Genomic DNA, 21,367 nt, shown 5'->3' with positions numbered 1-21,367 from the left:
AGATTGGGCCCGCTCTTCACCGAATGGCAATATGAAGCCGCTATTTCCCGGTGGTCCGGGTCATAGACGGCCCCCCGATACCGTGCTTTGTTCCCGAACGCCGACCCTTGCGGATTGCCCGATCATGTTGAAGACCTTCGCCCGCCTGTGCCTCGTCCTGCTGCTGTGCGGCCAGGCCCTGCCGGCGGGGGCCGACGATGCCACCCCCCTGCCCAAGCGGCCAGGGGGGGCGGCCCCGCCGGCGGGCAAGGCCGATCCGCGCAACCGCCAGGACGGGGGCCGCCCCGCCGCCAGCCTGGACGGCCTGCCGGCCCTGCCGCTGTCGGCGATCGGGCTGGTCGAGTTGAACAGCGGTTTCTGCACCGGCACGGTGATCGGGCGGCGCACGGTCCTGACCGCGGCCCATTGCGTCTTCAACGATTACGGCAATGTCAGCCTGCCGCGGCGCTTCCTCGCCGGCCATGGCGACGACGGCAATGTCGCCCGGGCCAAGGTGGTCGAAGCCTATGTCAACCCCGACTTCAACCTGAAGCGCTTCGAGGAGACCAGCGAGATCGACGGCCTGGACTGGGCGATCCTCGAACTGGACAAGGATATCGCCGATGCCACCGGCACCGTCGCCATCGCCGCCCTCGACCGCCGCGCGCTCAAAGCCTATACCGGCGGCGCGCAGGGTTTCGTCCAGATCGGCTATGGCGAGGAGGACGGCGACCGCGTCACCATCCGCACCGGCTGCAAGGTGGTCGAGGCCTGGGAAGACAATACTTTCGGCCACGACTGCGGCAGCGTGCAGGGCGATTCGGGCGGCCCGGACCTGGCCCTGATCGACGGCCGGTGGCAGATCATCGGCATCGAATCGGCGGAAATCGATACCGACCGCCTCGAAGGCGTGGACATGGCCGTGGGCAGCCGGGCCTTCGCCCGCGAGGCCGCCCGCCACCCTTAATCAGGCGAAATCCGCCTCTTCGTAGAGGGGGCGGATCTCGATCACGCTCGGCCCCGGCATGGGGTTCGGGCAGCGCCGGGCCCAGGCGACGGCCTCGTCCAGGTCCTTGACCTGCCACAGCCAGAAGCCGGCCAGCAAGTCCTCGCTCGGGAAGAACGGCCCTTGGGCAAGGCTGCGCGCCGGCCCATCGAAGGCGATGCGCACGCCCTTGGACGAGGGCTGCACCCCCTCGCCCGCCAGCAGGAGGCCGGCGGCGGCCAGATCCTCGTTGAAGCGGCCCATGGCGGCGACGAGGTCGGGCGCGGGCATCAGCCCCGCCTCGCTGTCCGCCGTCGCCTTCACGATCACCATCACGCGCATTGCCGTCTCCCCGTCGGGCCGTCATGGCCTTCGGGGGGACGACGGGCGGCGGCGGCCCCGGCCGACAGGCCGGGCGGAAAAATCAGAGCAGCTTGCCGGCGTTCAGGTTGCGCTGGTTCAGCGCCCATTCGACCAGGGCGCCCATGGTCTGGCCCAGGACTTCGTCGAAGCCGGCGATGATCGCCGCCATGTCGTTGGTCGCCAGCTGCTTCTGGACGTCGAACGCCTCGGAGGCGACGATCACCTGCTGCGGCTGCAGGATCATCTTGGCGCTGAGGCGGATGCGGATCACCGGCGGCGATTTCAGGCCGTTGCGGTATTCCGCCTGGAATTCCCGCAATTCCGAGACGAGCTGGAAATCCGCCCGCAAGCCCACCGCTTGGCGCCCGACCGCGACGATACGCTTCGAATTCTCGAAGGATTCGACCAGGAGCGTCTGGACCATGCGCGGCGCGCGTTCGGCCCAGCGGGCATTGTCGAAATATTTGACCTCGGTGGTGGAGGGCATCAGGGCGATATAGTCGGTATCGATGGCGCGGGAGGCCATCGGCTCCTCCACCACCAATTGCCAGGGCACGGTCGGGCCGGCGGCGATCTGCTCCGCGGCGGTCAGGGTATAGAGGCTGGGCGTGGTGGTCGCCGCCTTGAACAGGCTGCCGCAGCCGCCGAGCGCCAGCGTCGAGGCGCCGAGGGCCGAGCCGAGCAGGAAGCGGCGGCGGGCGGCGGAAACGGGATGCTCGGTCATCGGGGCGCATACTCCGGACGCTGGGTACCAAGAAGGAAGCGGGAGGGATCGCTTTCCAGCCGTTCCGCCACCCGTTCCAGGGTGCCGACGAGACGGCGGGCCTCGGTGATGAACTTGGCGAACTGGGTCAGGCCCTCGGCGGCGAATTCGTCGATCGAACGGCGGTTGGTGGTGACGAGATCGCGCAGCGCACCGGCGAATTGCTCGATCGAGGCCATGGCCTTCCGCGCGTCCGCCGTGATGCCGGAAATCGCCCGCGCCGCATCGGCGATCGAGTTCGAGACGACATTCACATTGTCGATGATCTGCTTGATCTCTTCCGACTTCGAGGCGATGGCGCCGGTCACCTGTTCGATGTTGGCGAGCGTGCGGGCGACCGATTCCTGATTTTCGGGGCCGACGAATTTCTTCGCCTGATCGAGGATTTCAGCACTGTTGCGCAGCACTTCCGGCAGGGTGGCGATCACCTGGGCGAGGCCGCCGGCGCGGCTGGGGATCACCGGGGGCGGGTCGTCGGGATCGGGTTCGAGCAGCGCGCTCTGCCCGGTGCCGGCGGTCATCTGGACATAGGCGACGCCGGTGATGCCCTGGGATTCGAGCTTGGCCACCGTGTCCTGGCGGACGGGGGTACCGCGGGCGACCTCGATCTCCACCTTCACCCGGCTGGGATCGTCGCGGTCGAGGGTGATACGGCCGACCGAGCCGACCTTGATGCCATTGTAGCGGACATCCGAGCCCTCGCCCAGGCCGTCGATGGCGCCGGAGAAATAGATCACATAGCGATCGAAGGCGGGCGCCCGGCCGGCCCCCGCCAGCCACAGGGCGAAGATGAAGCCGCCGATCAGGAGACCCAGGGTCAGCGTGCCGATGAACAGGTAATTGGCGCGGGTTTCCATGACTTGAGGCTTTCCTTAACTCGGCTTTCCTTCACGGGGCGCCGCGGGCGTCGTTGCGCGCCTTGGCCGCCATGGCCGCGCGGCCGCGCGGCCCGTGGAAATAGTCGACGATCCAAGGGTTCGTCTGTTCCAGCATTTCCGCCATGGTGCCGACGACCATAACACGTTTCTCGCCCAGCACGGCGATACGGTCGCAGACCGTGGCCAGCGTGTCGAGGTCGTGGGTCACCAGGAAGACGGTAAAGCCGACGGTATCGCGGAGATCGGCGATCAATTGGTCGAAATCGGCGGCGCCGATGGGATCGAGTCCCGCCGTCGGCTCGTCGAGGAAGACGATCTCGGGATCGAGGGCCAGGGCCCGGGCCAGCCCGGCGCGCTTGCGCATGCCGCCCGAAAGCTCGGCGGGGTATTTCGCCCCCGCTTCCGGCGGCAGGCCGGCCAGGGCGATCTTGAGGGCGGCGATCTCCTCCAGCATCGGGCCCTTCAGCCCCAGGTGTTCCTTCAGCGGCACCTGGATGTTCTGGGCGACGGTCAGGGACGAGAACAGGGCGCCGTTCTGGAACAGGATGCCCCAGCGTTGCTCGACCTTGCGCCGCTCCTGGGGGGCCAGATGCAGGATATCCTGGCCGAAGACCTCGATCGAGCCGGCGGCGGGCCGGTTCAGGCCGACGATCGTGCGCAGCAGCACCGATTTCCCGGTGCCCGAGCCGCCGACCAGGGCGATGATCTCGCCCCGGCGGACGTCGAGGTCCAGGTTGTTGTGAATGACCTGCTTGCCGAAGGCGTTGCGGATGCCGCGCAGGCGGATGATCGGGTCCTGATCGCTGTTGCCGGCCACGTCAGATCCCGATCGTTGCGAAGAAGATGGAGAACACGGCATCGAGCACGATGACCAGGAAGATCCCCTTCACCACCGAGGCGGTGGTGCGCTGCCCGACCGATTCCGAGCCGCCGCTCACCCGCAGGCCTTCGAGGCAGCCGACCACCGCGATGGTGACGGCGAAGAAGGGCGCCTTCACGATGCCGACGAAGAACGTCTTCCAGCCGACCGCTGCCGACAGCCGGTTCATGAACACGTCGGGCGGAATGCCCAGCGTCGCCCAGGACATGACCATGCCGCCGAGCAGCCCCATCATGTCGGAAAAGAAAGTCAGGCAGGGCAGCATGACCATGAGCGCCAGCACCCGCGGCACCACCAGGACCTCGATCGGGTCGAGCCCCAGGGTGCGCATGGCGTCCACCTCCTCGTTCAGCTTCATCGAGCCGATCTGGGCGGTGAACGACGAGCCCGAGCGCCCGGCGACCACGATCGAGGTGAGCAGGATGCCAAGCTCGCGCAGCACCGAAATGGCGACGAGATTGACGACGAAGATCTGCGCCCCGAACATGGCCAGCTGGTCGACGCCCTGATAGGCGATGACGATGCCGATCAGGAAGGAGATCAGCCCGACGATGGGCATGGCCTCGATCCCCACCTTCTGCATCTGGGCGAAGGTGGAGGTCAGGCGGAAGCGGCCGGGGTGGACGAAGGCGAGGCGGAACAGGGCCGCCATGGTCTCGCCCAGGAAGGCGATCAGGGCCAGCGCATCCGACCACATGTGGCTGACCGACTGGCCGAAGCCGGTGACGAAGCGGACCAGCCGGCCCGCGGGCCGGGCGGCTTCCGGTCCCTCGCGGTCGGCCTTGGCCACCTGGCCGAGCAGCACCTCGTATTCGGGGCTCGCCCCCACCACCCGGGCCTCGCCCCCGGCGGCATGCCAGCGCGAGGCGGTGCGGTGGACCAGCCAGGCGCCGACCGTATCGATCGCCTGGATGCCGCCGATGTCGATGTCGAGGACCCGCCCCCCCGCCTCGGGCAGGGCGGCGAGCTGGCGGTCGAGGGCGGCCGCCTGGGCCACGACCCAGCGCCCTGACAATTCGAGGCGGAGCGGCGCCGCGGCGCCGCCCGCTTCGACGAGACGCAACTGGCCGGCAGCGGCGGCGGAGGTCGAAACCATCGTTGTCTGCTGATCTTGAACGGCCGGCGCCTCAGCGCGCCGCCTGGCCCGACGCCGAGCCGGCCGGCGCCGGGCTGCGGCCGATCTTGGTGATCATGTAATCGACGCTTTCCGTATCCACGCGGTCGCCGAAGCCGGTCAGGATGCGCTCGATCACCAGTTCGCGGTAATGCTCGCGCGCCCCCGGCTCGTCACGCAATTCCGTTTCCTCGGCGGCGATCAGGGCGACGCGGGCCAGCGGCAATTGCACCTCGGGCATGCCGGCGACGGTGAACAACCGGGCCAGACCCGAACCGCCCGGATCGCTGATCAGGGCCGCGGCATTGCCGACCGGCACCCCGGCGCGAAGCGCGAGCGCGGTCTCGAAGAACAGGTAATCGCCGGTCAGCAGCGAACGCATGATCAAGGTCGGCGTCAGCTGGCCCTGGCGATGCAGGTCGATGATGAAACTTTCCAGATCCTGGCCGACGCCGTGGGGCAGCATCAAGGTTGCCCGTTCCCGGCTTTGCAGGATGAGATCGGCCAGGAGATCCGGCGACATGGCCCGGCGGCCGGCCAGATGCTGGCGCAATTGTTCGGCGACCATGGCCATCAGCCGGGCCGCGACTCGGGCCGGCAGGCCCGAGCGGCCGGCCAGCGGTTCCGCCACCCGGGGCGAGGCGCCGTGATGGTCGACGACATGATCGAGATTGTCGTCGCTGAGCGCGGCCCCGGGATTGCCGACGAGCCGGGCCACCGCCCCCTCGTCGCCGCGGTCGATCAGGGCTTCGGCCAGCGGGGCGGAAACGGTCGGGCGCCCGGCCATGGCCGCAAGCCCGGCGGGCGAGGCTTCGACCACCAGGGCGACCAGATCCTCGTCGGTCAGCACGTTGGAGGCTTCGAGCACCGGCAGGGCGACATGATCGACATCGCTGGCCAGCTTGATCGCAATGTCATGCGGCAGGGCGTCGGCGTCCTTCACCGCTTCGGACAGGGCGGCGCGGACGGCGACCGCGGCCTTTCGCGCGATCACCCGGAACAGGGCCTCGGCGGAGGCCTGGGCATGGGGATCCAGCGTGCCGCTGCGCCAGGCGGCGGCGACCTTGGCCGCGGCGCCGGCCTGGCGCTCGGGCGACGGGTCGGCCATCAGGGTCTCGAGATCCTCGCGGGTCAGTGTCGTCCCGCCGGGGATCGCCCCATTCGTCTCGGCCTCGCTCACGGTCACCTCGGTCCAGTTCCTGTACACCTGGGGCGGCTGCATGACGCATGGACGCCGCCGCCGGCTACGATCACTTATTCTGACCCAACACGGGTACATCCGACAATATCGTGATCGGACAATTCGCCATGCCAATGAACCGTTTCACCATCCAGGTCCGCGTCGCCTTGGCGGCGACCGCCCTCATCCTCGGCGCAGCCGGGGGTGCCGCGGCGGCCGATGCCGAAAAAGGCGCCGTGATCTTCAAGCGCTGCACCTCCTGCCACACGATCGAGGCCGGCGGCCCCAACCGGGTGGGCCCCAACCTGCACGGGCTGTTCGGACGGAAGGCCGGCAGCCTCGAAGGCTATACTTTTTCGAAGGCGATGGCCGCCGCCGACGTCACCTGGACGGCGGAGACCCTCGACCAATACCTGGCCGATCCGAAGAAACTGGTGCCCGGCACCAAGATGACCTTCGTCGGCGTCAAGAAGGACGACGAGCGCGCCGATCTCATCGCCTATCTGGAACAGGCGACGAAATAGCTTTCCGCGGGTAAGCTCCGGTCGCCCGCCGCCGACCGGAGTTTCGCCACTATGCCGCCCCTGCCCCCCGCCTGCCTGGAGGTTGCGGTCGAGCGCTGGCCGATCGCCGGCGAGTTCCGCATCTCCCGGGGCAGCAAGACCGAGGCCGAGGTGGTGGTCGCGACCCTGCGCCAGGGCGGCCACGCCGGGCGCGGCGAAAGCGTGCCCTATCGCCGCTACGGCGAATCGGTCGAGGCGGTGGTGGCGGATCTCCACGCCCTCATGCCCCGAATTGCCGAGGGGCTGGATCGCCGGGGCCTGCAAGACGCTCTGCCGCCGGGCGCCGCGCGCAACGCCGTCGACTGCGCCTTCTGGGACCTGGAGGCGAAGCAGGCGGGGACCACCGCCGCCGCCCTGGCCGGCCTTGCCGAACCGCGGGCCGCGATCACCGCCTATACCCTCAGCCTCGGCCCGGCCGAGGTCATGGCCGCGGCCGCCGCGGCGGCCGCGAAACCCGTGCTGAAACTGAAGCTCGGCGGCGACGGCCAGGACCTCGCCCGGGTTGCCGCCGTCCATGCCGCGGCGCCCGGCGCCCGGCTGATCGTCGATGCCAACGAAGCCTGGACGGTCGACGACCTGCTGGCCTTCGGCCCCGCGCTCGCCGCCCAGGGAGTGGTGCTGATCGAGCAGCCCCTGCCCGCCGGCGCGGACGGGGCGCTGGCGGGCGTCCGCAGCCCGGTCCCCCTCTGCGCCGACGAAAGTTGCCATACCGTCACGGATCTGCCGCGGCTCGCCGGGCTTTATAGCCATGTGAACGTGAAGCTGGACAAGACCGGCGGCCTGACCGCCGCCCTCGACCTCGTCGAGGGGGCGAGGGCGGCCGGGCTCGGCCTGATGATCGGCTGCATGGTCGGCACATCGCTGGCCATGGCGCCCGCCCTGCTGCTGGCGGGGGGCGCCGATTTCGTCGATCTCGACGGGCCGCTGCTGCTGGCCCGGGACCGCGAGCCCGGGCTTCGCTATGACGGCGCGGTGATCCAGCCGCCGCCGGCCGCCCTCTGGGGCTAGGACTTAAGGGGTACCATGACCGACAGCGACCGCGAGCGGCCGGGCCATCACCACTTCAGCCCGGATTACGCCACCGCGCGGAACCGGCTGGTCGCCGCCTGCGCGGCTAGGCAATGGACCGTCGAAAGCCACCGCCACCCCCTGCGCGGGCCGGACGGCGGCCCGATCGCCCTGGACGTGGTCCGGGTCGGGCCGGCGGGGGCGCGGCGCCGGCTGGCGCTGTTCGCCGGCACCCATGGCGTCGAGGGCTATTTCGGCAGCGCGGTCATCCATGCCCTGATCGCCGACGGTCACCTGGACAGCCTGCCGCCGGAGGTCGCGGTGGTGATGGTCCACGGCCTGAACCCCTGGGGCTTCGCCTGGACCCGGCGGGTGACCGAGGACAATGTCGACCTCAACCGAAACTGGATCGATTTCGCCGCCGGCCGCCCGCCCGCCGGCGATTATGCCGCGATCGCCGAAGCCCTGCTGCCGGAAAGCCTGGAGCCGGGCGTCCTGGCCATCGCCGACGCCCAATTGCGCCGCTTCGCCCGCGAGCACGGGTTGGGCGCCCTGCAGGCGGCGATCACCCGCGGCCAGTACGATTATCCCGACGGGCTTTATTTCGGCGGCTTCGGGCCCGGCTGGTCGCGCCGGCGCATCGCCGAAATCGCCGCCGCCCATCTCGCCGGCGCGGACGAGGTGATCGCGGTCGATTTCCACACCGGGCTCGGCCCCTATGGGACGGGCGAGCTGATCTCGATCGCCGCCCCCGGCAGCCCGGACTTCCGCCGGGCGGAAGACCTGTTCGGCCCAGGCGTGAAATCGACCCTGAGCGGCGATTCGGTCTCCGCCCACCTCAGCGGTTCGCTGGACGAGGGGCTGGCCGGCCTCGTCGCCCCCTGCCCGCTCGCCTTCGTCGCGCTCGAGGTCGGCACCCGCGACGGCCAGGCGGTGATCGCCGGCTTGCGCGACGACAATTGGCTGCACCTGCGCGGCCGCCTGGATGCGCCCGAAGCCAAGGCCATCCGCGCCCGCCTGAAGGATGCCTTCGCGCCCGACGAGCCTGAATGGCAGGACCGGGTGCTCGCCCTCGGGGTCGCCTGCGTGACCGGGGCGCTGTCGCGGCTGTGACGATGTCGCGGTTGTACCATCGGACTGTAACGGAGGGGTCACGGCAGCGGACTAAGACAGTGGCAGGTTTTTCCGATCGAACAGGAGCCTTGCCATGCTGTCGCGCGATCGCGTGCCCGCGGACATGATCGTCCGTGATTCCGACGACCTGCCGTCCAACGAATCGACCGCCACCCCCTTCGCCGCCGTCCTCGAAGAGCGCCTGTCCCGCCGGGGCATGCTGGCGCTCGGCGTCGCGGCCACCGCGCTCGGCGTCTTCGGCGGCATCCGCGCGAAGGACGCCCAGGCGGCCGAAGGCGACAAGCCGGCGCCGAAGTCGACCCTGACCTTCGCGGAAGTGCCCCACGGCCAGGACGAGAACGCCCATGCCCCCGAGGGTTACGAAACCCAGGTGCTGATCCGCTGGGGCGATCCGGTGCTGCCGGGCGCGCCCGCCTTCGATCCGCTGAAGCAGACCGCCGCCGCCCAGGCCAAGCAGTTCGGCTACAACAACGACATGATCGCCTGGTTCCCCCTGCCCTACGGCAGCACGGCGGCGGACCACGGCCTTCTCGCCATCAACCACGAATATACCGATCCGCACGTCATGTTCCCGGGCTTCGCCGACGAGAAGGCGGCCTTCAAGGACACGACCGAGGATCAGGTCGAGGTCGAGCTCGCCGCCCACGGCATTTCCGTGATCGAGGTGAAGCGCGAGGGCGGCAAGTGGCAGGTGGTGGCGGACAGCAAATATGCCCGCCGCATCAACCTGCTCGACAGCCCGGCCGTGCTGAGCGGCCCGGTCGCCGGCCACGACAAGGTGAAGACCTCGGCCGATGCCACCGGCACCAAGGTGATCGGCACGATCAACAATTGCGCCGGCGGCTGGACCCCCTGGGGCACCTATCTCTCGGGCGAAGAGAATTTCCACCAGTATTTCGCCGGCAAGACCGAAGCCCCGATCCACAACCGCTACGGCATCAAGGGCAAGCCGGAATATCCGGCCTGGGGCAAGCATTTCGCGCGCTTCAACGTCGAGAAGGAACCGAACGAGCCGAACCGCTACGGCTGGGTTCTGGAAGTCGACCCCTATGATGCGGACGCCGTGCCGAAGAAGCGCACCGCGCTTGGCCACTTCAAGCACGAGAATGCGACCACGGCGCTGACCGCCGACGGCCGCCTCGCGGTCTATTCGGGCGACGACGAGCGCTTCGAATACGTCTACCGCTTCATCACCAAGGGCAAGGTCGACCTGAAGGACCGCAAGGCCAACGCCGACCTGCTGGACGAAGGCACGCTCTATGTCGCGCGCTTCGGCGCCGACGGCCAGGTCACCTGGCTGCCGCTGGTCCATGGCCAGGGCCCGCTGACCGCCGAGAACGGCTTCAACTCCCAGGCCGACGTGCTGCTGGAGACGCGCCGCGCCGCCGACCTGCTGAAGCCGACGCCGATGGACCGGCCGGAAGACGTCGAGACCAACCCGGTCACCGGCAAGGTCTATATCGCGCTGACCAAGAACGACCGCCGCACGCCGGACCAGGTCGATGCCGCCAACCAGCGCTTCAACAACGTCTACGGTCACATCATCGAGATGATCCCGCCGACCGTCGACGGCAAGGTCGACCACGGCGCCGACAGCTTCGCCTGGGACATCTTCATCCGTGCCGGCGACCCGTCGAACAAGGCGTCCGGCGCCAAGTTCGGTGCCGGCACCAGCAAGGACGGCTGGTTCGCCAACCCGGACAATATCGCCTTCGACCGGCAGGGCCGCCTGTGGGTGCTGACCGACGGCTTCCCGGACTTCGACGTCGCCGACGGTCTCTGGGCCTGCGACACCGAAGGTGACGCCCGCGCCCAGGCCCGCCACTTCTTCGCCGTGCCCCAGGGCGCGGAAATGTGCGGCGGCGCCTTCAACGGCGACGATACGGCGATCTTCCTCTCGGTCCAGCACCCGGGCGAGGATTCGATGTACGACAAGCCCTCCACCCGCTGGCCCGACTTCAAGGACGGCATGCCGCCGCGCCCCGCGGTCGTGGTCGTGGTCAAGAAGGACGGCGGCGTCATCGGTTCGTAACCGGACATAGGGCACAAGAAAAGGCCGGCCGCGAGGGATCGCGGCCGGCCTTCTCTTTCACTCCGCCTTACTGCGCCTTCGGGGTGCCCGGTACGTCGCCCTCGTTGGCGCGGTGGATGACATAGGCGTGGATGGCGTCGGCATCCGCCTCGGTCAGGACATCGGCGAAGGAGACCATGCCGTTGTCGTTCAGCATGCCGCCGAGCACGATCTCCTTCCACGACTGATGCACAGCCGGCCCGGAATGGCGCAGGTCCGGCAGCACGCCGCCGGAAACCGCACCGGCGCCATGGCAGGCGAGGCAATAGTTGGCGAAGAGCGCGCTGCCCCGGGCCACCACCTCCGCCGGGGCGGTGTTGGGCGGCGGCGGCGGGACGGCGGCGGTCAGGTCGGGCACCGGCAGCTTGGCCTTGCCGCCGATCTTGAAGGTCAGCACCCGGCCGATCACCGGAAATTCGGTCGCCCGCGCCGCCCGCCCGAAGGCCAGGGCGAAGGCGCCGCCGTAACCGACCTCGACCGTGACATATTGCTCGCCGTCGACCGTATAGGTGACGGGCGCCGCCTGGATGCCGGTATAGGCGGGCGCCGACCACAGGCGCTCGCCGGTCTTCGCGTCATAGGCGACGAATTTGCCGTCGCTGGTGCCCTGGAACACCAGGCCCCCGGCGGTCGAGAGCACGCCGCCGTTCCACGGCCCCCAGAGCTTGGCCCGCCAGACTTCCTTCTGCGCCACCGGATCCCAGGCGATCAGGGCGCCGGCGACCAGCGACGGATCGACGTCGGTGATCAGGGCATTGTCGCCGCCCGTATTCCATTGCTTGCGGTGATAGGCGAATTTGCCGTCCGGGGCATAGAGGCCGGCGATTTCCTGGATCGGGATATAGACGAGGCCGGTCTCCGGGCTGAAGGACATGGGCTGCCAGTTGTGGCCGCCGAAGGGCGACGGCATCACCACCTTCGGTTCCTTGTCCCAGAGCGCGTCCGGGTTCTCGATCGGGCGGCCGGTCGCCATGTCGAAGCCGGTGGCCCAGGTGATCGGGATATAGGTCTTGGCCGAGATCAACGCGCCGGTCTCGCGGTCGAGGACGTAGAAGAAGCCGTTCTTCGGCGCCTGCATGATCACCTTGCGCGGCTTGCCGTCGATGGTCAGCTCGGCCAGGATCATGTGCTGGGTCGCGGTGTAATCCCAGGTATCGCCCGGCGTGGTCTGGTAGTGCCACTTCAGGCGCCCGGTGTCGGGATCGACCGCCAGGATCGACGACAGGTAGAGATTGTCGCCGCCGCCCGGGCTGCGGATATGGCGGGCCCAGGGCGAGCCGTTGCCGGTGCCGACGTAAAGCGTGTTCAGCGCGGGATCGAAGGCCATGGAATCCCAGGCCGAGCCGCCGCCGCCCATCTTCCACCATTCGCCGGTCCAGGTCTTGGCCGCGGCTTCCAGTTCCGGGCTTTCGAACGGCTGCGACGGATCGCCGGGGACGGTGTAGAAGCGCCACGATTGCTTGCCGGTCGCGGCGTCATAGGCGGTGAAGTAACCGCGCACGCCGTATTCGGCGCCGCCGTTGCCGATGATCACCTTGCCCTTGATGACGCGGGGCGCGCCCGTGATCGTATAGGGCCAGGGGCCTTCCTTGGTATCGACCGACCAGGCCGGCTTGCCGGTCGCGGCGTCGAGGGCGATCAGGCGGCCGTCCAGGGCGCCGAAGATCACCTTGCCCTCCCAGACCGCGACGCCGCGGTTGACCACGTCGCAGCAGGCGAATTTGCCGTATTCCCGCGGCACTTCCGGATCATAGGTCCAGAGTTCCTTGCCGGTCTTCGCGTCGAGCGCGGTGACGATCGACCACGGCGCCGTCACATACATGGTGCCGTCGACGACGATGGGCGTGGCGTGATGGCCGCGATTGCCCCCGGTCTCGTAGGACCAGGCAAGGCCGAGGTCCTTCACGGTGTCGCGGTCGATCGCCTTCAGCGGGCTGAAACGCTGTTCGCCATAGGTGCGGCCATGGCTCAGCCAGTTGCCGGGCTCCGTGTCGGCGGCGGTGATGCGGGCGCCGTCGACCGTGGCCGGACCTTCGGCGAGCGCGGCGGACGAGAGGCATAGCAGCGCGAGCGCGGCAGCAAGGCCGGCGCGCGGACGGATTCTGGGCAGCAAAGGTTCCCTCCCCAATTGGTAATTCTTATTTGGGTGGGCACAGGCTAACCCCAGGGCGCAGCCCCGTAAATAGTGAACGGGGCGTCAACTTCGTACCGGCTCAGGGCTTCGGCTTCGGCGGCGCGGCGGGGAAGGGCTTCAACTTCAATTTGGTCTGGTGATCGGGCACCGGGGCGGCGCCGTCCGCGGTCCGGCCCTGGAAGTAATTCTTCTGCCAGCCGCGTTTGTTGGCGGCCGAGCCCTTGACCGGCAGGTCGGCCAGGAAGCGGCTCCGCCCCTCGGACCATTCCTTGTAGGCGGCGTCGAGGTCCGGCTCGTCGGAGAGGCGGCGGACCTCGGGTTCCACCGCCTCGACCTGGCCACGCGGCACGGGGAAGAGGAAGGCGAAGGGCTCGCCCTGCTCGAAGGTGACGGGGGTATCGGGCGCGGTGAAGCGCCAGTTCATGGTGAAGGTCGCGGGCGACCAGTCGGTCTCGATGATGCCGGTCAGGGGCGCGATGCCGTGCTTCGCGCTGTTGGGCGAGCCGGTGACGTAAAGGTTCCAGCCGGGATCGGTGACGAACAGGGCCTGGACGTGAAAGGTCAGCACGCCCGAGCCGAAATGGCCGATCGCCGCCTGCCCCGCCCCCGGCCCCGCCACGGTGACCGATTTCGGCGCCACCCCGCCGTCCCAGATCGCGGTCACCCGCGCCGGGCACAGCAATTCCCAGCCATGGGCATTGGCGATATTGAGCGGCAGGCAGCGATAGGCGAAACCCTGGGGCGTCTGGTCCATCCAGTCGCGCGTGGCCGGGGCCACCCGCATCGGCGGGACATAGTCGCCGAAGGTGTAACAGGTCAGACGCATGGCACCGATTCCCCCGCGGACTTCACCGGATTAGAGCGAAATCAGGCCCGGAAGTCGATCAGCCGGCCGTCCCAGCGCCGGTCGAGGGCCAGGCCGAAACCCGCCGAAAGCAGGCAGAACCCGGCCATCACGGCAAAGATCAGCCCGCCGATCGAGGCATAGAGCGGCCCCATGGCAAAGGTCGCCGCCGCCACCGCCACCGAGATCCCGAGGGAGGCATAGAGCCCCTGGGCGGTCGCGGTCATGCCTTCAGGAATGGCGCGGGGAATGAAATGCATGGCACCGAGATGGGCGAAGGCAAAACTTGCCGCATGCAGCCAGTTGACCGCCAGCAGGGCCCAGACATCGGTGGTCGCGGCGATCACACCCCAGCGGATGATGCCGCCGGCCGCCCCGATCAGGATCAGCTGGGTCGGCCGGATGCGGTGGACGAAGCGCGACGAGACGGCGAAGAGCAGGATCTCCGCCAGCACCCCCTCGGACCAGATGATGCCGATGGTCAGGTCGTCGAGCCCGGCCGCCCGCCAGTGCAGGGTGCTGAAGGTATAATAGGCGGCATGGCTGGACTGCACGAAGGCATTGGCGCCGAGGAACAGCAGGAACACCGGATTGGCCAGGAAGCCGCGGATGGTGCCGTGGCGCGACGCGCCCTTGTCCGGGCGGACATCAGGCAGCAGGAAGGCGGTCGCCGCGGTCAGGCCCAGCAGGGCCAGGATCAGCCACAGCACCCCCTCGGGCCCCGCCAGCGGCATGATGCCGCCGACCGCCAGCGTGCCGCCGATGAAGGTGACCGAGCCCCAGAGCCGCACCCTTCCATAGTCGTAACCGCGCTGGTAGGCGGCCAGGACGCCCAGGTTCTCAGTCAGCGCCACCTGGGCGGGGTAGAACAGGCTGGCGATGAAATAGCCGATCAGGATGGCGACAAAACCATCCGCCGGCACCAGCACGAGGAAGGACAGGAAACTGGCGACGGTCAGCCCCATCAGCACGCGGCGCCGCTCGCCCCAGTAGTCCGCCAGCCGGCCGAAGCCGGTATTGCCGAAGATGCGCACCAATTGCCCGGTCGCCAGCACGATCGAGATCTCGACCGCGCTCAGGCCCCGATGGGCCATCCAGACCGGCAGGAAAGGCACGAGCACGCCCAGCCCCGAATAGGAAATGGCGTAGAACAGCGCCATGCGCAGCGCCACCGGCAGGCGCCGGCGCAAGGGTTCGGGGGCGGTCAAGATGGCTCAGCGTTCGAGGGCGGCGTGGACCAGATCGGCATAGCGGCGGTGACGCTCCACCGAGGCCCGTTCCTCCAGCAGCCCGGCCGACAGGAAGAGGTAGGTGAGGTCATGGGCGGGATCGACCCAGAACACATGCGACCCGGCCCCCAGGCCGCCGAAAGTGCCGGGCGAGGCCAGATGACCGAAAGCGCTGGCATGCACGCCCTCGCCGCGCAGCCAGAAGCCGTAGGAAAAATGGGAGGGGGTCGGCCGGCCGGGGGTCAGGTCGAAGAATTCGTTCGGCATGGTGCCGGTACGATCGGCCAGGGCGAAGCGTGCCAGGGCCGGCGACAGCACCTGGCGGTGCAGCCCTTTGCCCCGCAGGCGCCAGCATTCCGCAAAGCGGAAGAGATCGATGGCGGTCACGGTGCAGCCGCCGCCGGGCATTTCGCTGTCCGGCTTCAGGCGGTCGGAGGATTCGAGCACGCCGGGCGGAAACAGGCCCGGGGTCGGATCGCGGACGACGACCGGGACATAGCGCGGGCGCAGGTGGTCGGGAATGCCGAGTGCGGTCTCGGTCATGCCGATCGGCTCGAACACGTCTTCCGCCAGGATGCGGGCGAAACGCCGGCCGCCGCCGTCCAGCCGGCGGACGATCTCCGCCAGCAGGCCATGGGCGAGGACCGGGCTGTACATGACCTTCTCGCCCGGCGGGCACAGCGGCACGGCCCGCGACAGGGCGGCGGCGACCGAGCCGATGTCGGCCGCATTCAGGCTGCGGTCGCCCAGGATGACCGGCGGCAGGCCGCTGGCATGGGTCATCAGGTGGCCGATGGTGATGCTGTCCTTGCCGTGTTCGGCGAATTCGGGGACGACCGCGGCGACCGGGGTGTCGATCGCGATCTCGCCCCGCTCGATCCGTTGCAGCACGCTGAGATTGGTAAACTGCTTCGACAGCGACATGGACATGAAGACATCGTCCAGCGCCATGGCGCGCCCGCTGTCGCGGTGGGCATGGCCGAAAGCCCGGTGCAGGACGATCTTGCCGCCCCGCGCCACGATCACCACCGCGCCATCGATCAGGGCGGCTTCCACATCCGCCTCGATCGCCCGGGGCAGGCGCGCAAAGCGATCGGCATCGAAACCCTGGCTATCGGGGCTGTAGATCGGGGGGGACATGGGTGCGGCTTCTCCCGGCGGCTTGACCGGGCGGGAGTGTGCGCAAAACGCCCGCCGCATTCAACACGGCAACCATGAAAAAGGGGCCCGTAGGCCCCTCAGGCACCGTCTCTTCCGAAACTCAGATCGTTAGACAGTTTACGTTAAGCCGCTTTACGATCTATTTCCGATCGAATTTTATGGTTCCGACCGAACCAAGAAAGAGTCTTGAGACGAGCCCCCATCTCTTCCGCTACCCTAAGGCAAGCGTCGTACACTGCCTTTTTGGCTTCGGCTTCGGTCATGAGTTTCTCCCGCTCGATTGGCTTCTCAATATAATAGATCTCTGGCATCGAAATCATCCGTCCGGATTTCGTATACCAGATTGGCGCATATGCATAGGGCACAAACGCTGAACGGGAGCTTAAAACTCGATGGCTTGATGTCTCGTTAAACGTTCAATTTGAAGCCAATTCCCCGCAATTTTAGCGCTTCCCGCTTGCGACAAATTTTCGAGCGTCGAGGCAACGCCATTGAAAAACTCCCTATCCCCCAAACCACCAAGGTGTATTTTTAGATGATCCGCCTTGAACTCATTTGCCGCGAGATTTTTCGCGCCAAAGACAATCTTTGTAGCCAGTCCCGCAAATTTTGAAGGTGATATATCTCCAAAGTCGTACTCCGGAGAGGTCAATATCCACAAGACTCGCAACGTCACGCCGAATGATTTTGGAAGCTTGGCAGCATTCACGTGCATAATTGATGCGATAGCATCACCCTCCCATAGTGCAAAAATACCGTAATTTTTGTCTTGAGGAACCTCGCAGCAGATTTTGCGTGCATGCTCAATTTGAGGGCTGCATAGTCGCTAAAGCCTTCCCCGTAACGCGCGCACTCATCACTCCATTGCCGCTCCAGGCTCTCGTACCCGCCTTCAGAGCAATCAAGCCGCTTTAGCATTCTTTCCTCACCATATGAACAGAATTTAGTCATTTTAAATGCAAACAATAAATAAATACAATCTCTAATCATCATCTTGGAAATTCAGATTGCCCTCCCCCTCCAATATCCAGCCATGAAAAAGGGGCCCTGAGGCCCCTTTCCAACGCATGGCGCGCGGGGACGGTCAGTCCTTGGCGCGTTCCATGTAGCTGCCGTCGGCGGTGCCGACGACGACGCGGGTGCCCGACTCGATATGGGGCGGCACCAGGATCTTCTGGCCGTTCTCGAGGATCGCCGGCTTGAACGACGAGGACGCGGTCTGGCCCTTCACCACCGGGTCGGCCTCGACGATCTTCAGGGTCACCGTCTGCGGCAGTTCGGCCGCGACCGGCGAACCTTCATAGGTGCGGATATAGCAGACCATGCCTTCCTGGAGCCACACGGCCGGATCGCCGATGACGTCGCCGGAGACGATGATCTGCTCGAAAGTCTCGATATCCATGAAGGCATAATTGTCGCCTTCCGGATAGAGATACTGGTACTCGCGGTCTTCCAGCGAAACGCGCTCGACCTGTTCCGACGAACGGTAGCGTTCCTGGGTCTTCACGCCGTCGCGGATGCCGCGCAGCTCGAACTGGGCGAAAGCGCCGCCCTTGCCGGGCTGCACCATCTGGGTCTTCAGCACCGCGAACAGCTTGCCGTTGATTTCAACGACGTTGCCGACGCGGATGGAGTTCGCGTTTACCTTGGGCATGGGGAATACTCTGTTGCCTGTCCGAATGGCGGCGGACCCTATCAGACACGCCCGCAATGGACAACCTGCGCCTTGACTGATAGGGCCATTCCCCATGAGCCGTGATTCCCTGCCCCCCTGGTGGCGCCCCGACCGCTTCGCCCGCCGGCGCCCCTTCCTGCACCAGCGCGCCGCCGTGATCAGGGCCGTGCGCGCCACCTTCGAAGCCCGCGACTTCATCGAGGTGGAGACCCCGGCACTCCAAGTCAGCCCGGGGATGGAACCCCACCTGATGGCCTTCGCCACCGATCTGGAGCCGGCGGACGGCGGCGCCGCGCGCCGCCTCTATCTGCACACGTCGCCCGAATTCGCCATGAAGAAACTGCTGGTGGCGGGCGAGCCGCGGATCTTCCAGCTGGCGAAGACCTATCGGAACCGCGAGCGCTCCCCCACCCATTCGCCCGAATTCACCATGCTGGAATGGTATCGGGCGGGCGCGGACCTCGACGAGCTGATGGCCGATTGCGAGGCCCTGGTCCGGGCCGCCGCCGCCGCCTGCGGCCGCGACACCCTGTGCGTGAACGGCAGGGACATCCCCATCGACCAGGATTTCGAGCGCCTGTCGGTGGAGGAAGCCTTCCTGATGCATGCCGGCATCGACCTGTTCGCGACGATCGACGATCCCCGCGCCCCGACGCCCGCCAGGCTGCGGGAAGCGGCGACCGAGATCGGCATCGCCACCGGCGACGACGACAGCTGGGAAGACATCTTCTTCAAGATCAGCCTCGACCGGATCGAACCGCACCTGGGCGAGGCCCGGCCGACCTTCCTGACCGACTGGCCGATCTCCATGGCCGCCCTGTCGCGGCCGAACCCGGCGGATCCCCGGGTGGCGGAACGGTTCGAGCTTTATGCGGGCGCGGTCGAACTGGCCAATGCCTTCGGCGAATTGACCGATGCCGCCGAGCAGCGCCGCCGCTTCGAGGCGGATTGCGCCTTGAAGGAGCGGCTCTACGGCTTCCGCTACCCGATCGACGAGGATTTCCTGGCCGCCCTCGCATGGGGCCTGCCGCCCTGCGCCGGGATCGCGCTCGGCATCGACCGGCTGGCGATGGTCGCCGCGGGCGCGGCGACGATCGAGGACGTGCTCTGGGCGCCGGTCGCCGGCGCTTAAGAGCCGGGCTTGCCCTCCGCCTTCTCGCCCGGCATGGGCAGGGCGGCCAGGGCCAGCACGGTATCCGCCGAGAGCCCCGGGCCGAAGGCGCGGCCGATGCTGCCGGCGACCGAGGCAAGACCGCGGCCGATCTGGCTGCCGATGGCGACCGCGGTATCGACCGTCGCCTCGGCCTGGGCGGTGATCACCGCGCTGGCGGTCGCCCCCGCCGCCTCCAGCTTGCCGGCGAAGCGGGCGTAGATATCCTTCACCGAACGGGGCTTGCCCGCCTTGTCGTAGAAGACATTGGGGTTGGAGGCGGCCGCTTCCGGCAGCAGGGCAGCAGCGGACGACGCCGGCGAACGGTCGAGCGCGGCCAGGAAGCGGGAGGCGCCGCCGGCCCCGAGGAAATGCGCCATATAGAGGTCGGTCGAATTCACCGGCCTGGTCAGCCGCCGTTCGAGATAGGCCTTGTTGTCGCTGGCGAATTCCGCCCCCATCAGGGCGGACAGGGTGGGATCGTGGCGGAGATCCAGGATCGTCTTCCGGGTCGCGGCATCCGCCACCTTCATCCGTCCGTCGGCGCCCTTCGTGATGGCGTCGGCAAGATTGCCGACGCCATGTTCGGCGCCATGGTCCTTCACCATCTTCAGCCAGGTCTGCTCGATGAACTGATAGAGCCCCCGGGCGCTGGAGGTCGCGGCCTTGGCCCCCGCGTCATAGCCCGATTCCAGCTTGGCCTGGGCCAGGAGATAGCTGAAATCCATGCCCGTCCGGGCCGACGCGGTCTGGATGCCGGTCAGGATATCGGCCGGCACGCCGGCATAGGTGCGGCGCTGGGCGGTGGCGGTCATCTCGCTCGGCACACTAAGGCTCATCCACGGGTCCTCCCGGCAATCCGGTCCTGGCGATCCGGCAATTCTTGCCGGCCGCCCTGCCCCAAAGCGCCGCGGAACCCCGGATTCCCGTCCGCCCACGCCCTGGGACAGGCCGTAACTGGCAAAAGCCGTGCCAAGTGTCAGGGCCCGCGCCGGGCATTGCCGACATTGAGCGCCAGCACTTCCACCACCCGGCGCAGCAGACGGACGATGCCGTCGTCGACCGGGGTCGGCGTCAGGGCCGCGATGGCCGATGCCGCCGCGATCACGCCGCTGGCCGCGGCCAGCAGGGTGTCGCCGTTGTCGATGATGAATTCGATCATGCTTTGTTCCCCTCAATTGCCGAGCTTGTAGAACAGGTGCCGGCCGATGGCGACGACCGGCCGGCGCCCGCGGGCCCAGGCCGGCAGCACCCCGCGGGCGTGATAATGGTCGGCGCCGAAAGTGGAATCGCCGAGGCGGCCGTCCAGCGCGGCATCGGCGATGGTCCGCGCGGGCAGGAGCACGGCGCCGTCCGCGGCCAGGGCCTCGATCCTGCCGCGGTTGGGATCGCCCAGGTTCCAGCAGGAAAACTGCCACGGCGCCCGGCACACGGAGACGGCGTCGGGCCCGCACCACCACGCGGCCTCGCGCCCCGCCGCGACCAGCCGGGCGCTGGCCAGCATGCGGTTGACGACGACGCCGGCGACCGCCGCCATGCCGGGCACGCCCTCGCCCCTCGCCTCGCCCCAGAGCGTGCGGGCCAGCGTATCGCGGTCCGCCTCGCCCGGGGCCGGCAGGGGCGCCACCCGGGCGGCAAAGGGGGCGCGCGGCGGGCTCATGGGTTGCCCCCCGGCACGGCGCGCTCGATACGGCGCAGGCGGCCTTCGAGATCGGCCAGGCGGCCGTCCAGGCGGCCGAACTCGCGGCGCGCCTCCTCGGCGGCCAGGGCGTCGCGGCCGCCGGCCTTGAGATCGCCGACCTGTTCGCGCAGGCCCTCGATCTGCACCTTCAGCCCGGCGATGACCGCCGTCGTCTCGCTGACGCTGCCCGCCAGCCAGACCACGCCCGCGGTCAGCAGGGCGCCGATGACGATCGCCGCCTGGCGTTCCATCTCACTGCGCCGCGATGGCGCCAGCGATACTGCATCCATTACACACCTCCCTCGTCCCGGTTGCGGTCGGTCGCGGCGTCGCGGGCGGCCACCGCCGCGCGTTCCTGCCGGATGGCGTTGGCGGCGATCTCGCCCAGCACGAGATCGAGGGGGTAACCCGCGGCCTCGGCCTCTTCCGGCGTCAGCGGGCCGCGCAGGATGTACCGGGCCTCGCCGGCGAAATCCGTCGAGGCGCGCAACCAGATCGCGTAACTGTTGCCCGCGGCATGGTCGAGCGGCCGGGTCTGGATTTCGATGCGGTCGAGAGAGATGATCGACATGGCT

General features: G+C 68.1%; 23 protein-coding genes. 6 read left to right on the top strand and 17 right to left on the bottom strand.

Features of this window, described 5'->3' with window-relative positions; translation table 11 throughout:
- The first annotated feature begins 124 nt into the window (after positions 1-124).
- Positions 125-946: a trypsin-like serine peptidase gene (locus tag DKG75_RS19695; protein ID WP_109922861.1), complete on the top strand. Its 822-nt coding sequence runs from the start codon at positions 125-127 to the stop codon at positions 944-946.
- On the opposite strand, the gene DKG75_RS19690 is transcribed toward DKG75_RS19695, so the two are convergent.
- From DKG75_RS19690 to spbR, 6 genes are all read right to left on the bottom strand, one after another.
- On the bottom strand, positions 947-1,306 hold the full coding sequence (locus DKG75_RS19690) for a YciI family protein (protein ID WP_109922860.1): 360 nt from the start codon (positions 1,304-1,306) through the stop codon (positions 947-949).
- Between the two features lie 82 nt (positions 1,307-1,388).
- A complete protein-coding gene (locus DKG75_RS19685; RefSeq protein WP_109922859.1) occupies positions 1,389-2,051 on the bottom strand; it encodes an ABC-type transport auxiliary lipoprotein family protein in 663 nt (220 codons plus the stop codon).
- Positions 2,048-2,947, bottom strand: coding sequence for an MlaD family protein (locus DKG75_RS19680; protein ID WP_109922858.1), 900 nt, complete (start codon positions 2,945-2,947; stop codon positions 2,048-2,050). Before DKG75_RS19680 ends, DKG75_RS19685 begins: the two co-directional genes overlap by 4 nt.
- 31 nt (positions 2,948-2,978) lie before the next feature.
- Positions 2,979-3,785 (bottom strand): ABC transporter ATP-binding protein, encoded by an 807-nt coding sequence (locus DKG75_RS19675; RefSeq protein ID WP_425319015.1) that lies wholly within the window; start codon positions 3,783-3,785, stop codon positions 2,979-2,981.
- Position 3,786: 1 nt separating this feature from the next.
- Positions 3,787-4,944, bottom strand: coding sequence for an ABC transporter permease (locus tag DKG75_RS19670; RefSeq protein ID WP_109922856.1), 1,158 nt, complete (start codon positions 4,942-4,944; stop codon positions 3,787-3,789).
- A 31-nt stretch (positions 4,945-4,975) separates the two neighbouring features.
- Positions 4,976-6,148, bottom strand: a complete 1,173-nt coding sequence (gene spbR, locus DKG75_RS19665) for a SpbR family protein (protein ID WP_166646284.1) — start codon at positions 6,146-6,148, stop codon at positions 4,976-4,978.
- A gap of 122 nt (positions 6,149-6,270) precedes the next feature.
- Between spbR and DKG75_RS19660 the strand changes: the two genes are divergently transcribed.
- From DKG75_RS19660 to DKG75_RS19645, 4 genes are all read left to right on the top strand, one after another.
- On the top strand, positions 6,271-6,666 hold the full coding sequence (locus DKG75_RS19660; protein ID WP_243746411.1) for a c-type cytochrome: 396 nt from the start codon (positions 6,271-6,273) through the stop codon (positions 6,664-6,666).
- Between the two features lie 51 nt (positions 6,667-6,717).
- Positions 6,718-7,713: an N-acetyl-D-Glu racemase DgcA gene (dgcA, locus tag DKG75_RS19655; protein ID WP_109922853.1), complete on the top strand. Its 996-nt coding sequence runs from the start codon at positions 6,718-6,720 to the stop codon at positions 7,711-7,713.
- A gap of 15 nt (positions 7,714-7,728) precedes the next feature.
- Positions 7,729-8,826: a M14 family metallopeptidase gene (locus tag DKG75_RS19650; protein WP_109922852.1), complete on the top strand. Its 1,098-nt coding sequence runs from the start codon at positions 7,729-7,731 to the stop codon at positions 8,824-8,826.
- A 94-nt stretch (positions 8,827-8,920) separates the two neighbouring features.
- Positions 8,921-10,879 carry a PhoX family protein gene (locus tag DKG75_RS19645; RefSeq protein WP_109922851.1) on the top strand — a complete coding sequence of 653 codons (1,959 nt, stop codon included), beginning with the start codon at positions 8,921-8,923 and terminating at the stop codon, positions 10,877-10,879.
- Between the two features lie 67 nt (positions 10,880-10,946).
- On the opposite strand, the gene DKG75_RS19640 is transcribed toward DKG75_RS19645, so the two are convergent.
- From DKG75_RS19640 to efp, 6 genes are all read right to left on the bottom strand, one after another.
- The gene (locus tag DKG75_RS19640) at positions 10,947-13,031 is read right to left on the bottom strand and encodes a PQQ-dependent dehydrogenase, methanol/ethanol family (protein ID WP_208111896.1); all 2,085 of its coding nucleotides are present in this window, start codon (positions 13,029-13,031) and stop codon (positions 10,947-10,949) included.
- Positions 13,032-13,131: 100 nt separating this feature from the next.
- A complete protein-coding gene (locus tag DKG75_RS19635) occupies positions 13,132-13,878 on the bottom strand; it encodes a DUF6065 family protein (RefSeq protein ID WP_109922850.1) in 747 nt (248 codons plus the stop codon).
- 41 nt (positions 13,879-13,919) lie between these two features.
- Positions 13,920-15,104 (bottom strand): MFS transporter, encoded by a 1,185-nt coding sequence (locus tag DKG75_RS19630; protein WP_133636732.1) that lies wholly within the window; start codon positions 15,102-15,104, stop codon positions 13,920-13,922.
- A gap of 6 nt (positions 15,105-15,110) precedes the next feature.
- A complete protein-coding gene (locus DKG75_RS19625; protein WP_166646283.1) occupies positions 15,111-16,265 on the bottom strand; it encodes a serine hydrolase domain-containing protein in 1,155 nt (384 codons plus the stop codon).
- 403 nt (positions 16,266-16,668) lie between these two features.
- A complete protein-coding gene (locus tag DKG75_RS22800) occupies positions 16,669-16,995 on the bottom strand; it encodes a hypothetical protein (protein ID WP_133636730.1) in 327 nt (108 codons plus the stop codon).
- A gap of 375 nt (positions 16,996-17,370) precedes the next feature.
- Positions 17,371-17,940: an elongation factor P gene (gene efp / locus DKG75_RS19620; protein WP_109922847.1), complete on the bottom strand. Its 570-nt coding sequence runs from the start codon at positions 17,938-17,940 to the stop codon at positions 17,371-17,373.
- 94 nt (positions 17,941-18,034) lie between these two features.
- Here efp and epmA point away from each other — a divergent pair, with 94 nt between their 5' ends.
- Complete coding sequence (gene epmA / locus DKG75_RS19615; protein WP_109922846.1) at positions 18,035-19,093, top strand: EF-P lysine aminoacylase EpmA; 1,059 nt, start codon at positions 18,035-18,037, stop codon at positions 19,091-19,093.
- Here the strand turns inward: epmA and DKG75_RS19610 are convergent.
- The 5 genes from DKG75_RS19610 to DKG75_RS19590 all read right to left on the bottom strand — a co-directional run bounded on the left by DKG75_RS19610 (position 19,090) and on the right by DKG75_RS19590 (position 21,363).
- The gene (locus DKG75_RS19610; protein ID WP_133636728.1) at positions 19,090-19,950 is read right to left on the bottom strand and encodes a lysozyme family protein; all 861 of its coding nucleotides are present in this window, start codon (positions 19,948-19,950) and stop codon (positions 19,090-19,092) included. The genes epmA and DKG75_RS19610 overlap by 4 nt on opposite strands.
- Positions 19,951-20,090: 140 nt before the next feature.
- A complete protein-coding gene (locus DKG75_RS19605) occupies positions 20,091-20,273 on the bottom strand; it encodes a hypothetical protein (protein WP_243746410.1) in 183 nt (60 codons plus the stop codon).
- A gap of 12 nt (positions 20,274-20,285) precedes the next feature.
- Positions 20,286-20,771, bottom strand: coding sequence for a cell wall hydrolase (locus DKG75_RS19600; RefSeq protein WP_109922844.1), 486 nt, complete (start codon positions 20,769-20,771; stop codon positions 20,286-20,288).
- Entirely contained in the window at positions 20,768-21,082 is a 315-nt protein-coding gene (locus DKG75_RS19595; protein ID WP_133636726.1) for a hypothetical protein, read from the bottom strand. Before DKG75_RS19595 ends, DKG75_RS19600 begins: the two co-directional genes overlap by 4 nt.
- On the bottom strand, positions 21,082-21,363 hold the full coding sequence (locus tag DKG75_RS19590; protein WP_109922842.1) for a hypothetical protein: 282 nt from the start codon (positions 21,361-21,363) through the stop codon (positions 21,082-21,084). The genes DKG75_RS19595 and DKG75_RS19590 overlap by 1 nt, the downstream gene beginning before the upstream one ends.
- Between the last annotated feature and the right edge of the window lie 4 nt (positions 21,364-21,367).

Origin of the sequence: Zavarzinia compransoris, assembly GCF_003173055.1 — a bacterium.
GTDB classification, from domain to species: domain Bacteria; phylum Pseudomonadota; class Alphaproteobacteria; order Zavarziniales; family Zavarziniaceae; genus Zavarzinia; species Zavarzinia compransoris.
The sequence above is the reverse complement of the archived record's forward strand: the minus strand, read 5'-3'. Positions and strand labels throughout refer to the sequence as shown.